Source organism: Pseudarthrobacter sp. MDT1-40-2 (assembly GCF_059383595.1).
This window is the reverse complement of record NZ_JBWZCL010000001.1, coordinates 1,002,781-1,018,867: the sequence shown is the minus strand read 5'-3', so window position 1 is coordinate 1,018,867 and position 16,087 is coordinate 1,002,781. Positions and strand designations below refer to the sequence as shown.

Here is a 16,087-nt window from a genome sequence, read left to right as displayed (position 1 = left end):
ACATGGCTACAGCTGCCAATCTCCCTCCCGTCATCGCGGCCGAGGCCGCGCCAGCAACCGGAAAAGCCGAGGGCACCCCACGCCAGCGCAAGAGCAGGAGTAACCGGGAGAGCCGCACCAGACTGTCAGTGCCACTGACAGCACTTATGTGGATTATCGCGGCCGTTTACGCCCTGCCGCTGCTGTGGTTCCTTCTCAGCTCGTTCAAGCCCGGAAGTGAGCTGTTTAGCTATCCGCTGTCCATGATTCCGCGGGAATGGACGTTCCAGGGCTTCGTGGACGCCTGGGAGCGGGTGGACTTTGCCCGCTACTTCCTCAATACCGCAACGGTCGCGATCGTCACCACGGTGCTGACAGTCTTTTTCAGCGCTTGTACCGGCTATGCCCTCGCCAAGTACAACAACTCCGGCACCCGGCTGTTCTTCGTGTGCATCCTGGCTACCACCATGTTGCCAACAGAGGTCATCCTGAACCCGACGTTCTCGGTCATCCGGGACCTTGGCCTGTACAACTCGCTGGCCGGCATCATCGTGCCGTCGGTCATCACGGCCACGGGCGTGTTTATGTTCCGGCAGTTCTTCCTCACTGTTCCCGATGACCTGCTGCATTCGGCGAGGATCGACGGCGCAAGCGAACTGACGATCTTTTTCCGGATCATGCTGCCGCTGTCACGGCCGATCCTGTTCACGCTGGCTATTTTCTCGTTCCAGTGGCGCTGGAACGACTACATCTGGCCGCTGATCGTGCTTAACGATCCCAAGTGGTACACCCTCCAGGTGGCCCTGCGGAGCATCGTTGGCGCGGAGAACATTGACTGGGCTGTGCTGCTGGGTGCCTCGGTGATCTCCATTGTGCCGCTGGTGCTGGTGTTCTCGGTTTTCCAGAAATATGTACTCAATGCCGATGTCAGTGCCGGCCTTAAGGACTAGCCGCGTGTTCAGCTCGAAAGGCACCTCCATGCAAACAACCATGACCGACGCCGCCTTCCTGTCCCGGCTCGTGGACGAATCGGACCAGCACGCGAAGGTACTTCTGGGGGTGGACGACGCCGCCGTGGCGGCTGCCCCGCACCGGGCCGCCATGGCACGGCTGCTGGCCTTGGTCACGGTGTTCTCGGAGCCCGCCTCAGCCCATTACCGACGGGCGGAAACGGCCGCGGCCATGGCGGGCTGCCTTGACCGGCTGGAACTCCTGCAGGGGTCGACAGGACTCTTTGACGGCACCAACCTGTGTTCGCCACCGGACTCTGCATTCACCATCAACGATCTGTGCCTGGCGGTGCGCCTCATCCGGGGTCAGGGCGTTGATGAGCAGTCGGAGCACGGCGCGGCTGGGGCCGCGCTCGCGGAGGTTGAGGCACGGCTCGGTGCCATCGCCTTGCGGGCCGCCGACGCCATGATCAGCGGCGGCGTGCACACCCCCAACCATCGTTGGGAACTGTGCGCCGCCTTGGCCCAGATGAACCAGATCCACCCCCGTGCGGAAATCCCGCCGCGGATCAGCGAGTGGCTGGCCGAGGGGATCGACCAGTTGCCGGACGGCATGTATTCAGAACGCAGTCCGCTTTATGCCACGGCCGTGACCAATCCTTCGCTGATCACCATTGCCGATTGCGGTGACCGTCCCGAACTGTTGGACCACGTGCGGCGGAATCTGACGGCCTTCCTGCCCTGGTTCAGCCCGGATGGCAGCGTGGAATCCGTTTTTTCGCGTCGTCAGGACCAGTGGCAGGTGTTTCATGCCGCTCCCTTCCTCCGGTTGTTCCGGCGTTTCGCCAACCAGGATGACCGTGAGGACTTTGCCGCAGCGGCTCGCTGGCTCGAAACGCTGCCCTTCGATGAACCCGCCAAGTTCCTGGCCCAGACCCGGGTGGACCCCTGGTTGCGCCAGGCACTGCCTGGCCGGCCGCCGTCGTCAACCGCTTTGTTGGACGGCGCGGGATCGCCACAGCTGCCGTCTGCCCTGACTCCGCCCCGGGCTTCCCTGGAAAGCTGTGGGCTGTACCGGTTCCGCAGGGGCGAGTCCGTCACTACCGTGTTCGGTGGGTGCGACGACCTGGCTTCGGGGGTGTCTTCAGGACTGGCGAGCAACCCCACCTTCCTCAGTTTTGGCTACGGGAGCGCCGTGCTGTCAAGCGTCAGGTTGTCACGGAGCTTCTTTGACCTGGGCCCGTTCCGCAGCAGCACGACCGTCCGGAATGAGGACGCCGTCCAGCTGTCCGAGACGGTGAAAGCAAACTTCTACTTGCCGCTTCCTCCCGGAAAGCACCGGACAGACGGGATCTACGCCATGGAGCACGAAGGCAGGTTCAGTGCCGGAATGGACTTCAGCAGCCGGCCCACCGTGGTGCACGGGCTGGAGACCCTGGTGGAGATATTGCCGGGGAAGGACCAAACCGTCATGAACCTGGCCTTCGACGGCGCGGATACCGCCTTCGCCCTGGAACTGACGTTCCGGCCAGGCGGAGCGCTTGCGGGAGTGGAACCATTGGAACCGTCAGGAGCTTTCCAGCTGACGGAAGGGACCGGCCGTTACCGGGTGGGTTCTGACGTCATCGAGTTTGGCCCCGGACAGGCTGCAGATCCCGATGCCCCTCCGCTCTATAACCCCGGCGAAAACTACCGCTACCTTGGCGGGACGAATGCTGCGGATGGAGTAAAGGTCTACATCACGGGCCGGACCCGCGGGACTCACCGGATAACGTTGCGCGGCCTGAGCCTGGAGTCCTGACCGGCTTCCGCGGTGCCAGCCGTCAGGGCTGTACCTGCTGAAGTTGTTCCAGTAGCTCGGGGGAGATCGCGTACAGCATCACGGCGGCCAGCAGGTTCTTGGCGGCGTGGACGAAGTAGGAGAACATCACGTTGCGTCCGGTCCACAGGTAGACCAGGACCAGCGTGGCGCCCATGGCCAGGTAGGGCAGGAGCGCGGGCAACGAGAGGTCCTGCTGGCCTACGATGTGCATCGACGCGAACAGCACCACTGACAGGACGCTGCACAGCCACACGTTGATCCGACGGCTCAGTTTGCCGATCAGCAGGTGCCGGAAAATGTACTCCTCCACAAACGGGCCCACCACCACCAGCAGCGGAATCATCAGCCAGGCGGGGACCTGCTGGACCAGCTCTTGCAGGCCTTCCTGGTTGGCTGAAGTCTGGGCATCGCCGCTGGCTGCGACCACGATTGCCGTCAGGATCATCATGGCGAACACCGCCGCGGGCACCATGATCAGCGTGAACCACGGCCGCGTGGCCAGGACTTTCAGGTCCCTGAGCACCACTTTCCGGGCCGCCAGGAGGGCAGCTGTTCCAACCAGCCCGTAAAAGATGAGGTTGATGGCGTACGTCGCCGCCGCAGGCGTGGGTACCAGCTCGAGGAGCCGGGGGAGGATGAGCGCTCCGGCCACCGCGAAGAACGCTGCCACCGCGATGTACAGGCCGACGGCGGTGTAATCGAGCGCATTGAAGCGGTAGAGCTCCGGCGCAGGGGGTGGCGGGGTTCGGCGGGGAGTCATGGTTTCAGCCTATCGCCCAACCAGACCGCGTCTAACGCAGCCAAAATGGCGGCTGGCGACGTTATATGCGAGCTGCTTGGGTGGACGAGAGGGCGTTGGTGCGTTGCGTGCCGGCTTTTGCCTCGCCTAGAATATTCGGTATGCCTAACTTTTTGTTTCGGCAAGCCAAAGAAGGCAGTGGGACGTCCGGATTTCCGACGCCGACCTGTCGGGTTGTGCTGCCCGCCCGTCCCGGCGCACTGGGCGCAGTCATCGTGGCGCTAGCGATCCTCCTCACCGGCTGTGCTGCCGGTGGCGCCGGTACAGGCCAGGACGACAACAGGAAAACAGTCCTCACCACTTTCACGGTCCTGGCGGACATAGCACGTAATGTTGCCGGTAACCACCTGGCCGTCGAGTCCATCACCAAGCCCGGCGCTGAAATCCACGGCTACGAACCTACCCCTGGAGACATCCGGAAAGCGGCCCAGGCGGATCTCATCCTGGACAACGGGCTCAACCTGGAAGCCGGGTTTGCCCAGTTCGTGGAGGGCGTGGAGGTGCCGCATGCCGTGGTGAGTGACGGCGTCGAAGTCATCAACATCGGCGAGGACTCCTACCAGGGAAAGCCCAACCCGCACGCGTGGATGTCGCCGGCCAACGCCATGATTTATGTGGACAACATGGTGCGGGCCTTCTCGGAGCTGGATCCGGGGCACGCGCCGGATTTCGAGGCCAACGCATCAGCCTATAAGGCAGAGCTGAAGGCTGTGCAGGACGAGTTGGCCACCCGGCTTGCCACTGTTCCTCCACAGCAGCGGGCCCTGGTGACCTGTGAAGGCGCCTTTTCCTACCTGGCCCGCGACGCCGGCCTGGACGAGGTCTACATCTGGGCCGTGAACGCCGAGCAGCAGGCCACCCCGCAGCAGATTACCCGGGCCATCGAGTACGTGAAGGCCAACCAGGTCCCGGCAGTTTTCTGTGAATCCACGGTGTCGGACGCCCCCATGCGGCAAGTGGTGAACGCCAGCGGTGCAGAGTTTGGCGGGGTCCTGTACGTCGACTCGCTGTCCGTGCCGGACGGCCCGGTCCCCACGTACCTGGACCTCATCCGGCACGACGTTGAAATCATCACCACCGCGCTTACCGGTACTCCCACGGCGGCAACATCATGAGCACGCCCGCAATCCAGGTAGAAAACGTCACGGTTCATTACGGCGAGGTCCTGGCCCTGGACGGCGCCTCACTGACCCTCGATCCGGCCCGGATATGTGGCCTGATCGGCATGAACGGATCGGGAAAATCAACGCTCTTCAAGGTCATGATGGGGATGGTGAAGCCCGACGCCGGCACGGTGCTCGTGAGCGGCGCAGCACCTTCCAAGGCACGCAAGCAAAGCGGGATCGGCTATGTTCCGCAGAGCGAGGATGTTGACTGGCAGTTCCCGCTGTCCGTCCGCGACGTGGTGATGATGGGCCGCTATGGCCGTCAGGGCTGGACCCGGCGTGCCTCCAAAATTGATAAGGCCGCCGTCGAAGATGCCTTGGAGCGGGTGGAATTGGGCGACTACGCAGGGCGGCAGATCGGCCAGCTGTCCGGGGGCCAGAAGAAACGTGCCTTCGTAGCCCGCGGCATCGCCCAGGGTGCCAGCATTATGTTGCTGGATGAGCCGTTCGCCGGTGTGGACAAACGGTCCGAGGCCACCATGACCCGGCTGCTCCGGGAACTGGCAGACTCCGGCTGCACCATCCTCATTTCCACGCACGATCTTCATGCCTTGCCGCAGCTGTGCGACGAGGCTGTCCTGCTCAACAAGAAGGTCCTGCTGCACGGCCCGCCCGATCTGGTGCTGCAGCCTGACCACCTGGCCTTGGCGTTTGGCCTTGACGTATTACACCGCGGGAAGGGACAGGGCTGACCCATGGACCTGCTGGAGATTCTTGCTGAACCACTTGGTTACGACTTTTTGGTCCGTGCCATCCTGACCACGGTCCTTGCTGCGGTGGTGTGCGCCCTGCTGAGCTGTTGGCTGGTGCTGATCGGCTGGTCCCTGATGGGCGATGCCGTATCCCACGCGGTGCTGCCCGGCGTTGTCCTCGCGTACATGGTGGGTGCGCCATTCGCCCTGGGAGCCTTGGTGTTTGCCCTGATTGCGGTGACCCTGATCGGCGTCGTTCGAAATACCAGCCGGGTAAAGGAGGACGCCGCGATCGGCATTGTCTTCACGACCCTGTTCGCGCTGGGACTGGTGCTGATTTCCGTGACGCCCAGCCAGACGGACCTGAACCACATCATCTTCGGCAACCTGCTGGGCGTGAGCATCCCGGACCTGATCCAGGTGCTGGTGCTCGGTATGGTGGCGTTTACTGTCCTCATCCTGAAGCGCCGGGACCTCACGCTCTTCGCTTTTGACCCCACGCACGCCCACGCGGTTGGCCTGTCACCGCGGCGGCTCGGCGCGCTCCTGCTGGGCCTTCTGGCCTTGACTTCCGTGGTGGCACTGCAGACCGTTGGCGTGGTGCTGGTGGTGGCCATGCTGATCATTCCCGGTTCCACCGCGTATCTCCTGACGGACAGGTTCTCGCGGATGCTGGTCATAGCTCCCGTGGTTTCCGCTATCTGTTCCATTGCCGGCATCTACCTCAGTTACTACCTGGACACCGCTTCGGGCGCCATGGTGGTGCTGACGCAGGGAGCCGTGTTCGCCGTCGTCTATCTGTTCAGTCCGCGCCAGGGGCTGATCGGCACCCGGCTGGCAAAGGCGCGGCGGAAACGGGCGATCGCCGCCGCGTAGCCGATGAGCCGCGGTCAGGAGACCGGGCCCGACTGGACGCAACCCCCACAACCTGAGTGCCGAAAATCGCTGCTGACCTGAGCCAGACAACGGCGGGTCCTTGGCAGGAATGGCGTAACAATCGGCCCTCTCCCGCGAATTTTTTTCCCTGGGCGCCCCGGTCATTATTGGTCGTCAGACGTCATCCAGACTTCATAATGCACGGCTGGAGGAGGCCGAGCAGCCACCCAGGGTCGGTTTAAGTCGGTCCGGTTACGGCTGGTTACCCGATGTGTCCCTCAACGGCCCAGTTTCAACAAACGACCCAACCAGTGGTGGGTTACGTCCCGTTTCCTCGCATGACCGAGGCCCTTATGGCTTCGATGCCTCTCTGTTCTGATGGTGGACACCAGCCGACCGGCACGGTCAGTCCCATCGAATCGAGAAAAGAAAAGCCATGCAAAACAGACTCACACCCGCAAGACGAACCTCCGCGCTGGGCATTACTGCTGCCCTTGCTGTCTCGCTGATGGTGTCGGGTTGCGGCGGCCCGGCCACGGCAGAACCCGGGGTCGGCGGTGGACCACATGGCTCCGAAGTGAAGGAACTGCGCTACGAGGGTTCGGCCAACAATGTCATTTTGCCTGAACTGGCCGAAGACCTTGGTTTCTTTGGGGACGTGAAGCTGAACTGGGTGGGCAACACCATCAGTGGACCGGCCAGCATTCAGTCCGCAGCCACTGGAGCCACCGACTTTGGGGGCGCTTTTTCGGGTGCGGTGGTGAAGCTCATCGAAGCCGGCGCCCCCGTGACTGCGGTCATCAACTACTACGGCGAGGACGAAAAGACTTTCAACGGCTTCTACGTCAAGGATGACAGCCCCATCAGGGTGCCTAAGGATCTCATTGGCAAGAAGGTGGCCGTTAACACGTTGGGTGCGCACGCTGACGCCGTCATCAACAGCTATCTCAAGAAGAACGGCCTCAGTCAAGAGGAGATCAAGCAGGTTCAGTTAGTCGTCGTTCCGCCCAACGACACCGAGGAGGCGATCCGGCGTGGTCAGGTCGACATCGGTTCCCTGGGCGGGGTGCTACAGGACAACGCGGTGGCACAGGGCGGACTCCGCTCCCTGTTCAACGACTATGAACTTTTCGGCACCTTCGCCGGCGGTCAATACCTGCTTCGTGATGACTTCATTGAAAAGAACCCCAATACCACCAGGGTCTTCACCACCGGGGTAGCCAAAGCGATCGAGTGGGCACGCACCACGCCACGGGAAGAAGTCATAGCCAGGTTCAGGAGCATTATCGACAAGCGTCAGCGCTCGGAAAGCTCCGAGGCATTGCAGTACTGGAAAAGCGTAGGGGTGCCGGCCAAGGGCGCCATCACGGACGAGGACTTCAGCCGCTGGTCCGACTGGCTCACGGACACCGGAATTGTCACGGGGGCCATCACCCCGTCCAAGTACTACACCAACGAATTCAACGACCTGCTGAAGGAAGCAAAACCGTGACTGCCCATACCAGCCCCCTACCGAAAATCAGCCTGCGCAACATCGGCAAGCAATTCACCGTCCGTCCCAGCAAGGACAATCCGGAGGGTTCCATACTGACCGCTTTGGAGGACATCTCCCTTGATGTCGGGGCCGGTGAATTCATCACCCTCGTCGGTCCCAGCGGCTCGGGGAAAACAACCCTGCTGGACTTGCTTGCAGGACTGACCAAACCGGACACCGGCCAGGTTCTCGTCGACGGCCAAGAAGTGGCAGGTCCCGGCCGGGACCGTGCAGTGGTGTTCCAGCAGTACGCCCTCTTTCCTTGGCGAACCGCAGCGTCCAACGTGGCCTTCGGACTGGAAGGCTCCGGAACGGACAGTAAAAGGCTCAGCCGCAGGGAGCGGACCGACAAGGCCCGGGAGTACCTGGACCTGGTCGGCCTGGCCGGCTTTGAAGACCGCTACCCCCACGAACTCTCCGGCGGTATGAAGCAGCGGGTTGCCATAGCCCGCAGCCTCGCCTACGAACCCGACATTCTGCTCATGGACGAGCCCTTCGCCGCCCTGGATGCCCAGACCCGTGAGCAACTGCAGGAGGAACTCCTCAGGATTTGGCGGTCCACAGGTAAAACCATCATCTTCATCACCCACAGCATCGAAGAAGCGGTGTACCTCGGCCAGCGGGTAGCCGTCCTCAGCTCCCGTCCCGGCAGGCTCAAACAGATCGTGAACATTGATCTTGGAGATCGGACGGGAGACGGCGACCTCCGCTCCAATGCGGCATTCGTTGAACACCGGCACACCATCTGGTCGCTGTTGCACGGCGAGGTGCTCAAGGCCCGGCAAGCAGGACACGCCAAAATCCGCCCGGACGGTTCAGCACCGGATGAACTACCCCAGCCAAGCAACGGGAAGGCAGCGTAATGACGGCGCCAACACTCACAAGCACACCAGGCAACGTTGCAGGCTCAACGGCAGCAGTGCCACCCGCCCAAGCCGAGGGAACACGAAACCCGGGGACCACCCACAGCAAGCCGTCCGGGTTCTTCCCGGCGGTGCGCAGTGGAGGCCGCACTATCCGGTCTTCGGGTGCGATTCTGCTGTTCCTGCTCTTGTGGGAGCTTGGCCCAACCTATCTGGCCGCCGAGTCAACCAGGGTGTTCCTGCCCCCGCTTCACGAGGTACTTCAGGCATTGGGAGCCCTCGTTGCCAACGGCCAGTTGCAGAACCACCTGGCCGCCAGTCTGACCCGCTCGGCAAGCGGCTTCGGAATCGCCGTCGTCACCGCCGTCAGCCTGGGGCTTCTGGTCGCCTGGTACCGATCGCTGAACCAGTTCCTTACTCCGCTGCTGGAAGTCTTCCGTAACACCGCTGCGCTGGCGCTTCTGCCGGTATTTACCTTGCTGCTGGGAATCGGTGAGACCTCCAAGATCAGCATTGTGGCCTACGCCGCGTTCTTTCCCGTGCTGCTCAACACCATAGCCGGCGTCCGAACCGTAGACCCGCTGCTGATACGTGCCGCCCGCTCCCTCGGGTTGTCCAACCTGGAACTGTTCCGCAAGGTGATTTTGCCGTCGGCGGTACCCACCATTTTCACGGGCATCAGGATGGCAGGCACATCCTCCATCCTCGTCCTCATTGCAGCCGAAATGGTCGGCGCGAAAGCCGGCCTGGGCTATCTCATCGTGAATGCGCAAATGAGCTTCCTCATCCCTGACATGTACGCCGGGATACTCACCGTCTCCCTGCTCGGCCTGCTGGTCAATTACCTGCTTGTTGCCATCGAACGGCACTTCTCCCGGTGGCGGACCGCCGTCGGATCCCAATCAACCTAGACCCACAGCTATCCACCAAAGGAACACACCATGTCACTTGCTACAGAAACCAAGCTCGACTTCCGCAAATTGAGCGCCCGCATCGGTGCCGAAATCCGCGGCCTGGACCTCAGCGCGGACCTCAGCGACGCAACCATCGCCCAAATCCGGGAAGCTTTGAACGTCCACAAAGCACTTGTCTTCCGCGACGCAAACATTGACGACGACGACGCGCAGGTGGCCTTTGCACGCCGATTCGGACCCCTTACCCAGGCCCATCCCACCGTCGCTTCAGTCGATGGCAAGCCTGCTGTGCTGCCGGTCGACAGCGAGAACGGCAGCGCCAACACCTGGCACACGGACGTGACTTTTGTGGTGAACCCGCCGCAGGCATCCACCCTGCGCAGCGTCACGCTTCCGGCCTACGGCGGTGAGACCCTGATTGCCTCCGCGGCCGCAGCGTACCGGGACCTGCCGGAGGAGCTGCGGAATTTCGCCAACACCTTGTGGGCCGTTCACACCAATGACTACGACTACTCTGTGCCCAAGAACCTGGAACACGCCAACGCCGAAGAACGACGCCAGGAGTTCACCCGCATCCACTTCGAACAGCCCATCCGGTGGTCCGGGTCCACCCGCTCACCGGAGAACGCGGTCTCTTCATCGGCGGATTTGCCCAACGGCTGCGGATCGTGGGCCTGTCCAATACTGAGTCCAGGGATATTCTCCGGCTCCTGCAGGCCTACATCACCCGTCCCGAGAACATCGTCCGTGTCACGTGGGAACCTAACCAGCTGGTGCTTTTCGATAACCGCATCACCCAGCACTATGCCCCCGACAACTACGATGGCCAGCCCCGAAAGCTCAACCGGGTAACCATCGCCGGTGACGTTCCCCAAGGAATCGACGGACGGACCAGTACGGCGATACACGGAGATGCCTCCACCTACTCTGAAATTGTGGTCGTCCCGGAAGCATCCGGCGCAGGGGGCCGGCAATGAGCACGAAACGGCAACTGCACCTCAACGCGTTCCTCATGAGCACGGGGCACCACGAGGCCTCATGGCGCCTGCCGGAAAGCAACAGTTTCGCCGGAACTGACATAGCCCACTATCAGCAACTGGCAAAGACGGCGGAACGCGGAACCTTTGATTCCATCTTCTTCGCTGACTCGCCGGTATTGAATGGCGACGTCGGGCACCGCCCCTACGCCACCTTGGAACCTACCGTGCTGCTCAGTGCGATCGCCGCCGTCACGGGGCGGATCGGGCTGATAGCCACAGCATCAACCACCTACAACGACCCCTACAACCTCGCAAGACGGTTCGCCTCACTCGATCACATCAGCGGCGGACGCGCCGGCTGGAACGTCGTTACCACTGCCGGTGATGCTGCCGCCAGGAACTTCTCGCTCCAGGAACAGCCCAACCACCTGCGGCGCTACGAGCGTGCCGCGGAATTCCTCGAGGTCGCCCGCAAACTGTGGGACAGCTGGGAAGATTATGCCGAGGTGGGGGACAAGGGCAACGGGATCTGGGCGGACAGTTCCCGCGTCCATCAGGTCAATCATGCCAGCCGTTACTTCCGGGTGCAGGGGCCCCTGGATGTTCCCCGCTCCGCACAGGGCCATCCCCTGATCGTGCAAGCCGGCTCCTCCGAAGACGGCAAAGACTTTGCTGCCCGCTACGCAGAGGCTGTGTTCACCGCCCAGCAGACACTGCCTCACGCCCAACAGTTCTATGCCGACCTGAAGCGAAGGACAGCGGCGACGGGTAGGGACCCGGACACTATTAAGGTGCTTCCAGGTATCGTTCCTGTCATCGGATCCACGGAAGCCGAAGCCAGGCAACTGGAACAGGAACTGGACGATCTTATCCACCCTGAACACGCCAGACGGCAACTGGCGGCGATCCTCAAAGTCGCGCCCGAGTTCCTGCCACTGGATGCCCAACTGCCTGAGGATCTCCCGCCAGAAACCGAAATAGAAGGGGCCAAGAGCAGATATACACTCGTCGTCGACCTCGCGCGCCGGGAACGGTTGACAGTACGCCAGCTCATCGGCAGGCTCGGGGGCGGCCGCGGACACCGCACCTTCTCCGGGACACCCGAACAGGTAGCTGACGCCATACAGGAATGGTTTGAATCCGGGGCGGCCGACGGCTTCAACATTATGCCCCCGGTGCTCCCCTCCGGCCTCGACACGTTCGTGGACCATGTCATCCCCATCCTCAGGAACCGGGGACTGTTCCGGTACGAGTACACCGGACGGACGCTGCGCGAACACTACGGGCTGCCCCGACCGGTCAATCATTTCGAGGCAACACCTGCCCTCAGCGATATCGCCAGCTACCAGGTACCGCCAGGGGGACACCTTGTTGCACCATGACCTTAGCCCTGTTGCATTGCGGGAACTCTTTGGACACGTCCCGTCAGGGGTGGCCGCGCTTTGCTCCCTAGTGGACGGGAACCCCGAAGGAATTGTTGCCTCCACCTTCACCGTTGGCGTGTCCATGGACCCACCGCTGGTGATGTTTGCCGCGCAGAAGTCTTCCCGCACCTGGCCGCTCATCCGGCGCCAGGAACGGATCGGCGTTTCCGTCCTGGCCGCCGACCAGGCCGGCACCTGCCGTCAGATTGCGGCCAAAACCGGTGACCGGTTCACCGGAGTCGACGTCACCATCACGCCCAAGGGTGCCGCTTTCCTGGACGAAGCCGGGATCTGGCTGGACTGCTCGGTGGAGACCGAAACGCCCGCAGGGGACCACACTCTGGTCCTTCTGAGAGTTCACGGACACCGCACCCGAAGCAAAAGCCGGGACCCGCTGATCTTCCACAACTCCGACTTCCGTACCCTTGCCGTTCCCACTTACGCCTGACCACCACTGCGGTTTTACCTTCGGGCTTCCTTCCGCGGACGCTGTTCGCCGCTTCCGGAAGGCCGGATCCTTGGCGGTCCAGACGCTGACGAATGCCAGCGAGGCCCAGCAGGCGGAGGCCATTGGCGTCGACGCGCTGGTGGTCCAGTCGCATACCGCGGGCGGGCATTCGGACACGTGGACGCCGGGCGTCCCGGCCGAGCAGATTCCGCTGGCTGAACTTCTGGACCAGGTGCGGTCACAGGTGGGACTGCCGCTGTGGGCCGCTGGCGGCGTGTCTACGCCGGACGGTGCCGGGGAGGCTCTGGACCACGGAGCCGAGGCAGTGGCCGTGGGAACGGTCCTCCTCCGGAACCAGAAATGCGGAGCCTCCAGCACGTACAAGGCGGCGCTGGGAGAGGAGGGCCGGAGCGAAACCGTGGTGACGACGTCGTTCTCAGGGCGCCCTGCCCGCGCCTTGCGGAACGGATTCGTGGACCGTTTCCAGCCGCTGGCCCCCGCCGATTACCCGGCCATCCATCACCTCACCGGTCCCCTTGGCAAGGCCGCGGCCGCGGCTGGAGATCCGGAGAACATCAACATCTGGACGGGCACAGGCTTCCGGAACGTGGTTGCGGACCCGGCGGCGGACATCCTCCGCCGCCTGGCTGGCGTCCGCTGACTGAAAAATTGGTGAGATTTGCGTTAAAGGATCGTTACCGAGGGACCGGCGGGCGGAAACATAAGCGGCGCATCATGGGGCCATAGAGTTCCGCCGGCCGAAAGGATCTGTCCGTGATTGCCAAGAACCTTTTCCTGCAGGGCATTTTCCCGTTCCATGGCGTGGGCATGGAAAAACCCGTCCCCCTCCACAGCGGGCTGATGCATTTCGTTCCGGATGGCGCCGTCAACCAGACGCTCTACTTTCGCGGCGGCAATACCAGCAGCGAACTGGTGGCTGTTGTGCTGATGCGGGACGGCCAGCCCATGCGCTACTTCCCGATTGGAGCCAAAGGCGATGTCCATGTGCCCCTTCGGGTGGTGGAGGACAGTGAAGGCGGCTCGGTGATTGAGTTGTTCCTTGCTGCGCCGGAAGGTACGTCCGGCTCCGTGGTGATTGATCTCGGGATGGTGGAACACTGATGACCGCCGTCCTCAGCAGGCCCCAACCGTCCCGGAAGCAGCAGGACACCAGGCGGAAACTCGTGGTGATCGGAAACGGAATGGCGGGCGCCCGGGTGGTGGAGGAAATTTTGGCCCGTGGCGGAGCGGAGCAGTTCGCCATCACCATGTTCGGCGGCGAGCCGTACGGAAACTACAACCGGATCATGCTCAGCCACGTCCTTTCCGGCGAGGAAAGCGACTCGGACATTTTTCTCAATGCCTTGAGCTGGTACCAGGACAACGGGATCGACCTGCACGCCGGCGTCACGGTGGACAGGATCGACAAATTCACCAGGCACCTTTTTTCCAGTGACGGCCGGGTAACCCCTTATGACATCCTCATCATCGCCACCGGCAGCCGCTCCCACATGCCGCCCATGGACGGCCTCTATATGCTGAGTGGCGCCCTCAAACCCGGAATTTTCGGCTTCCGGACCATCGATGACACCCGCAAAATGGTGGCCCATGCCCAGCATGAGCACCACCGGAAAGCTGTGGTGATCGGCGGAGGGCTGCTGGGACTGGAGGCAGCTTACGGACTCCGCAGCCACGGCATCGAGGTGGAGGTGGTCCATTCCGGCGGACATCTTATGAGTGCGCAAATGGGGCCCGACGGCGGTGCGGTGCTCCGCAGGAGCGTCGAGGCACTGGGAATCGGGGTACGTACGGGCAGCCGCACCACGGCTGTGCTGGGAGCGGACCGGGTTACTGGCGTCAGCCTGCGGGGCAAACCGGACATTGGCTGCGACATGGTGGTGATGGCGGCCGGCATCCGCCCGAATGTGGACCTGGCCGTGGTGAGCTGCCTGCCGGTGGAACGGGCCATTGTGGTGGACGACCAGTTGCGCGTCCAGGACGAGGACGCCATCTACGCTGTTGGCGAGTGCGTCCAGCACCGTGGCGAGGTGTACGGCCTGGTGGCCCCGCTGTGGGAACAGGCCGTGGTGCTGGCCAAGCATGTGACCGGGACGGACACCAGCGCTGCTTACCTGGGCTCACGGACGGCCACCAAACTGAAAGTGGCCGGCGTCGAGGTTGCCTCCATGGGGCTGCACGGGCCGGAACGGGACACTGATGAACACATTGTTTTTTCCGAGCCCAGCCGGGGTGTGTTTAAGTCGATCGTGGTCCGTGACAACAAAATGGTGGGCGCCACGCTGCTGGGCGACAGCCGCAAGGTGGCTTTCCTGACCCAGGCCTACGACCGCGGGCTGCCGCTGCCTGAGGAACGGATCAACCTGCTGTTCGATCTGGGCACCCCGGGGGCGGATGTAGGCGTGGCTGAGTTATCCGACGATGCGCAGGTCTGCAACTGCAACGGGGTCAGCAAAGGAGATCTGGTAGGGGCCGTGAAGGGCGGCTGCAACTCGCTGGCAAGCGCCATGGATGCCACCCGGGCCGGAAAAGGGTGCGGGTCCTGCAAGCTTCTGGTGCGCCAGGTCGTTGAGTGGGCCGCTGATGGAGCGGTGGATGAGGACCCCGCAGCCAGTTACTACGTGCCCGGCATCCCGCTGGAGAAACCGGCGCTGATGGCGGAGATCCGAAAGCGTGGGCTTCGCTCCGTTTCGGCAGTGTTCCAGGCGCTGGCCCCAGGCAGTACAGAGGACGCTAAGTCCAAGATGGGGCTGGCGTCGCTACTGAAGATGATGCTGGCGGACCAGTACATCGATGAGCGTGACGCCCGGTTCATCAACGATCGGGTGCACGCCAACATCCAGCGCGACGGCACCTTTTCCGTGGTGCCGCAAATGAAGGGCGGCGTCACGTCCGTGCAGCAACTGCGGCGCATCGCGGACGTGGCGGAAAAGCACCAGGTGCCGCTGATCAAACTGACCGGCGGGCAGCGCATTGACCTGCTGGGCATCCGCAAGGAAGACCTGCCGCAGGTCTGGGCGGACCTGGACATGCCCTCCGGCTACGCCTACGGAAAAAGTTTCCGCACGGTGAAGACCTGCGTCGGCAAGGATTTTTGCCGTTACGGCACGGGGGACTCCACCCGGCTTGGCATTGAAATCGAGTCACGGTTCCAGGGGATTGAGGCGCCGGCCAAGCTGAAGCTGGCGGTGTCCGGCTGCCCGCGGAACTGCGCTGAATCGCTGGTGAAGGACGTAGGCGTGGTGGCGGTGGAGGGCGGCCGCTGGGAAATCTACGTCGGAGGAGCGGCCGGGGCCCACATCCGCAAGGGAGACCTGCTGGCCACGGTGGATGATCCCGAGGAAGTCAAGGTGCTGACCGGCCGTTTCATGCAGTACTACCGTGAGCAGGCCAACTGGCTGGAACGGACCTACGCTTTTGTGCCGCGGGTGGGGATCGAGCACCTGCGCGCCGTGATCGTGGGGGATTCGGAGGGGATAGCGGCACGGCTGGACGCGGCCATGCAGGCATCGGTGGACAACTACGTGGACCCCTGGAGCGAACGCGACGATCCGCTGACGCCGGGCCAGTTCCGCACTTCCCTGCCGCTGACTGTTCTACCGCAGGTGCCGGTCCAATGAAC

Annotated in this window: 14 protein-coding genes and 1 pseudogene; 14 read left to right on the top strand and 1 reads right to left on the bottom strand. The window is 63.0% G+C overall.

Going from position 1 to position 16,087, the window contains the following annotated elements; genetic code table 11:
- Window positions 1-2: 2 nt before the first annotated feature.
- Window positions 3-929 (top strand): carbohydrate ABC transporter permease, encoded by a 927-nt coding sequence (locus AC50X5_RS04785; protein ID WP_494974940.1) that lies wholly within the window; start codon window positions 3-5, stop codon window positions 927-929.
- Window positions 930-957: 28 nt separating this feature from the next.
- On the top strand, window positions 958-2,730 hold the full coding sequence (locus tag AC50X5_RS04780) for a hypothetical protein (protein ID WP_494974939.1): 1,773 nt from the start codon (window positions 958-960) through the stop codon (window positions 2,728-2,730).
- Between the two features lie 22 nt (window positions 2,731-2,752).
- Here AC50X5_RS04780 and AC50X5_RS04775 read toward each other — a convergent pair whose 3' ends face one another.
- A complete protein-coding gene (locus tag AC50X5_RS04775) occupies window positions 2,753-3,511 on the bottom strand; it encodes a CPBP family intramembrane glutamic endopeptidase (protein ID WP_494974938.1) in 759 nt (252 codons plus the stop codon).
- A 215-nt stretch (window positions 3,512-3,726) separates the two neighbouring features.
- Between AC50X5_RS04775 and AC50X5_RS04770 the strand changes: the two genes are divergently transcribed.
- The 12 genes and pseudogenes from AC50X5_RS04770 to nirB all read left to right on the top strand — a co-directional run bounded on the left by AC50X5_RS04770 (window position 3,727) and on the right by nirB (window position 16,085).
- Complete coding sequence (locus AC50X5_RS04770; RefSeq protein WP_494974937.1) at window positions 3,727-4,665, top strand: metal ABC transporter substrate-binding protein; 939 nt, start codon at window positions 3,727-3,729, stop codon at window positions 4,663-4,665.
- Window positions 4,662-5,408 (top strand): metal ABC transporter ATP-binding protein, encoded by a 747-nt coding sequence (locus AC50X5_RS04765; protein ID WP_494974936.1) that lies wholly within the window; start codon window positions 4,662-4,664, stop codon window positions 5,406-5,408. The genes AC50X5_RS04770 and AC50X5_RS04765 overlap by 4 nt, the downstream gene beginning before the upstream one ends.
- 3 nt (window positions 5,409-5,411) lie before the next feature.
- Window positions 5,412-6,284: a metal ABC transporter permease gene (locus AC50X5_RS04760; protein WP_494974935.1), complete on the top strand. Its 873-nt coding sequence runs from the start codon at window positions 5,412-5,414 to the stop codon at window positions 6,282-6,284.
- Window positions 6,285-6,720: 436 nt separating this feature from the next.
- Window positions 6,721-7,776, top strand: coding sequence for an ABC transporter substrate-binding protein (locus AC50X5_RS04755; RefSeq protein WP_494974934.1), 1,056 nt, complete (start codon window positions 6,721-6,723; stop codon window positions 7,774-7,776).
- On the top strand, window positions 7,773-8,681 hold the full coding sequence (locus tag AC50X5_RS04750; protein WP_494974933.1) for an ABC transporter ATP-binding protein: 909 nt from the start codon (window positions 7,773-7,775) through the stop codon (window positions 8,679-8,681). Before AC50X5_RS04755 ends, AC50X5_RS04750 begins: the two co-directional genes overlap by 4 nt.
- The gene (locus tag AC50X5_RS04745; protein ID WP_494974932.1) at window positions 8,681-9,592 is read left to right on the top strand and encodes an ABC transporter permease; all 912 of its coding nucleotides are present in this window, start codon (window positions 8,681-8,683) and stop codon (window positions 9,590-9,592) included. The genes AC50X5_RS04750 and AC50X5_RS04745 overlap by 1 nt, the downstream gene beginning before the upstream one ends.
- Window positions 9,593-9,622: 30 nt before the next feature.
- Window positions 9,623-10,572: pseudogene (locus tag AC50X5_RS04740) on the top strand (TauD/TfdA dioxygenase family protein).
- Window positions 10,569-11,957: an LLM class flavin-dependent oxidoreductase gene (locus tag AC50X5_RS04735; protein WP_494974931.1), complete on the top strand. Its 1,389-nt coding sequence runs from the start codon at window positions 10,569-10,571 to the stop codon at window positions 11,955-11,957. Before AC50X5_RS04740 ends, AC50X5_RS04735 begins: the two are co-directional and overlap by 4 nt.
- Window positions 11,958-11,973: 16 nt before the next feature.
- Window positions 11,974-12,447, top strand: coding sequence for a flavin reductase family protein (locus tag AC50X5_RS04730; protein ID WP_494974930.1), 474 nt, complete (start codon window positions 11,974-11,976; stop codon window positions 12,445-12,447).
- Window positions 12,425-13,108, top strand: coding sequence for an NAD(P)H-dependent flavin oxidoreductase (locus tag AC50X5_RS04725; RefSeq protein WP_494974929.1), 684 nt, complete (start codon window positions 12,425-12,427; stop codon window positions 13,106-13,108). The genes AC50X5_RS04730 and AC50X5_RS04725 overlap by 23 nt, the downstream gene beginning before the upstream one ends.
- 113 nt (window positions 13,109-13,221) lie before the next feature.
- Window positions 13,222-13,569 (top strand): molybdopterin oxidoreductase, encoded by a 348-nt coding sequence (locus tag AC50X5_RS04720; RefSeq protein ID WP_494974928.1) that lies wholly within the window; start codon window positions 13,222-13,224, stop codon window positions 13,567-13,569.
- Complete coding sequence (gene nirB / locus AC50X5_RS04715) at window positions 13,569-16,085, top strand: nitrite reductase large subunit NirB (protein WP_494974927.1); 2,517 nt, start codon at window positions 13,569-13,571, stop codon at window positions 16,083-16,085. Before AC50X5_RS04720 ends, nirB begins: the two co-directional genes overlap by 1 nt.
- Window positions 16,086-16,087 lie beyond the last annotated feature (2 nt).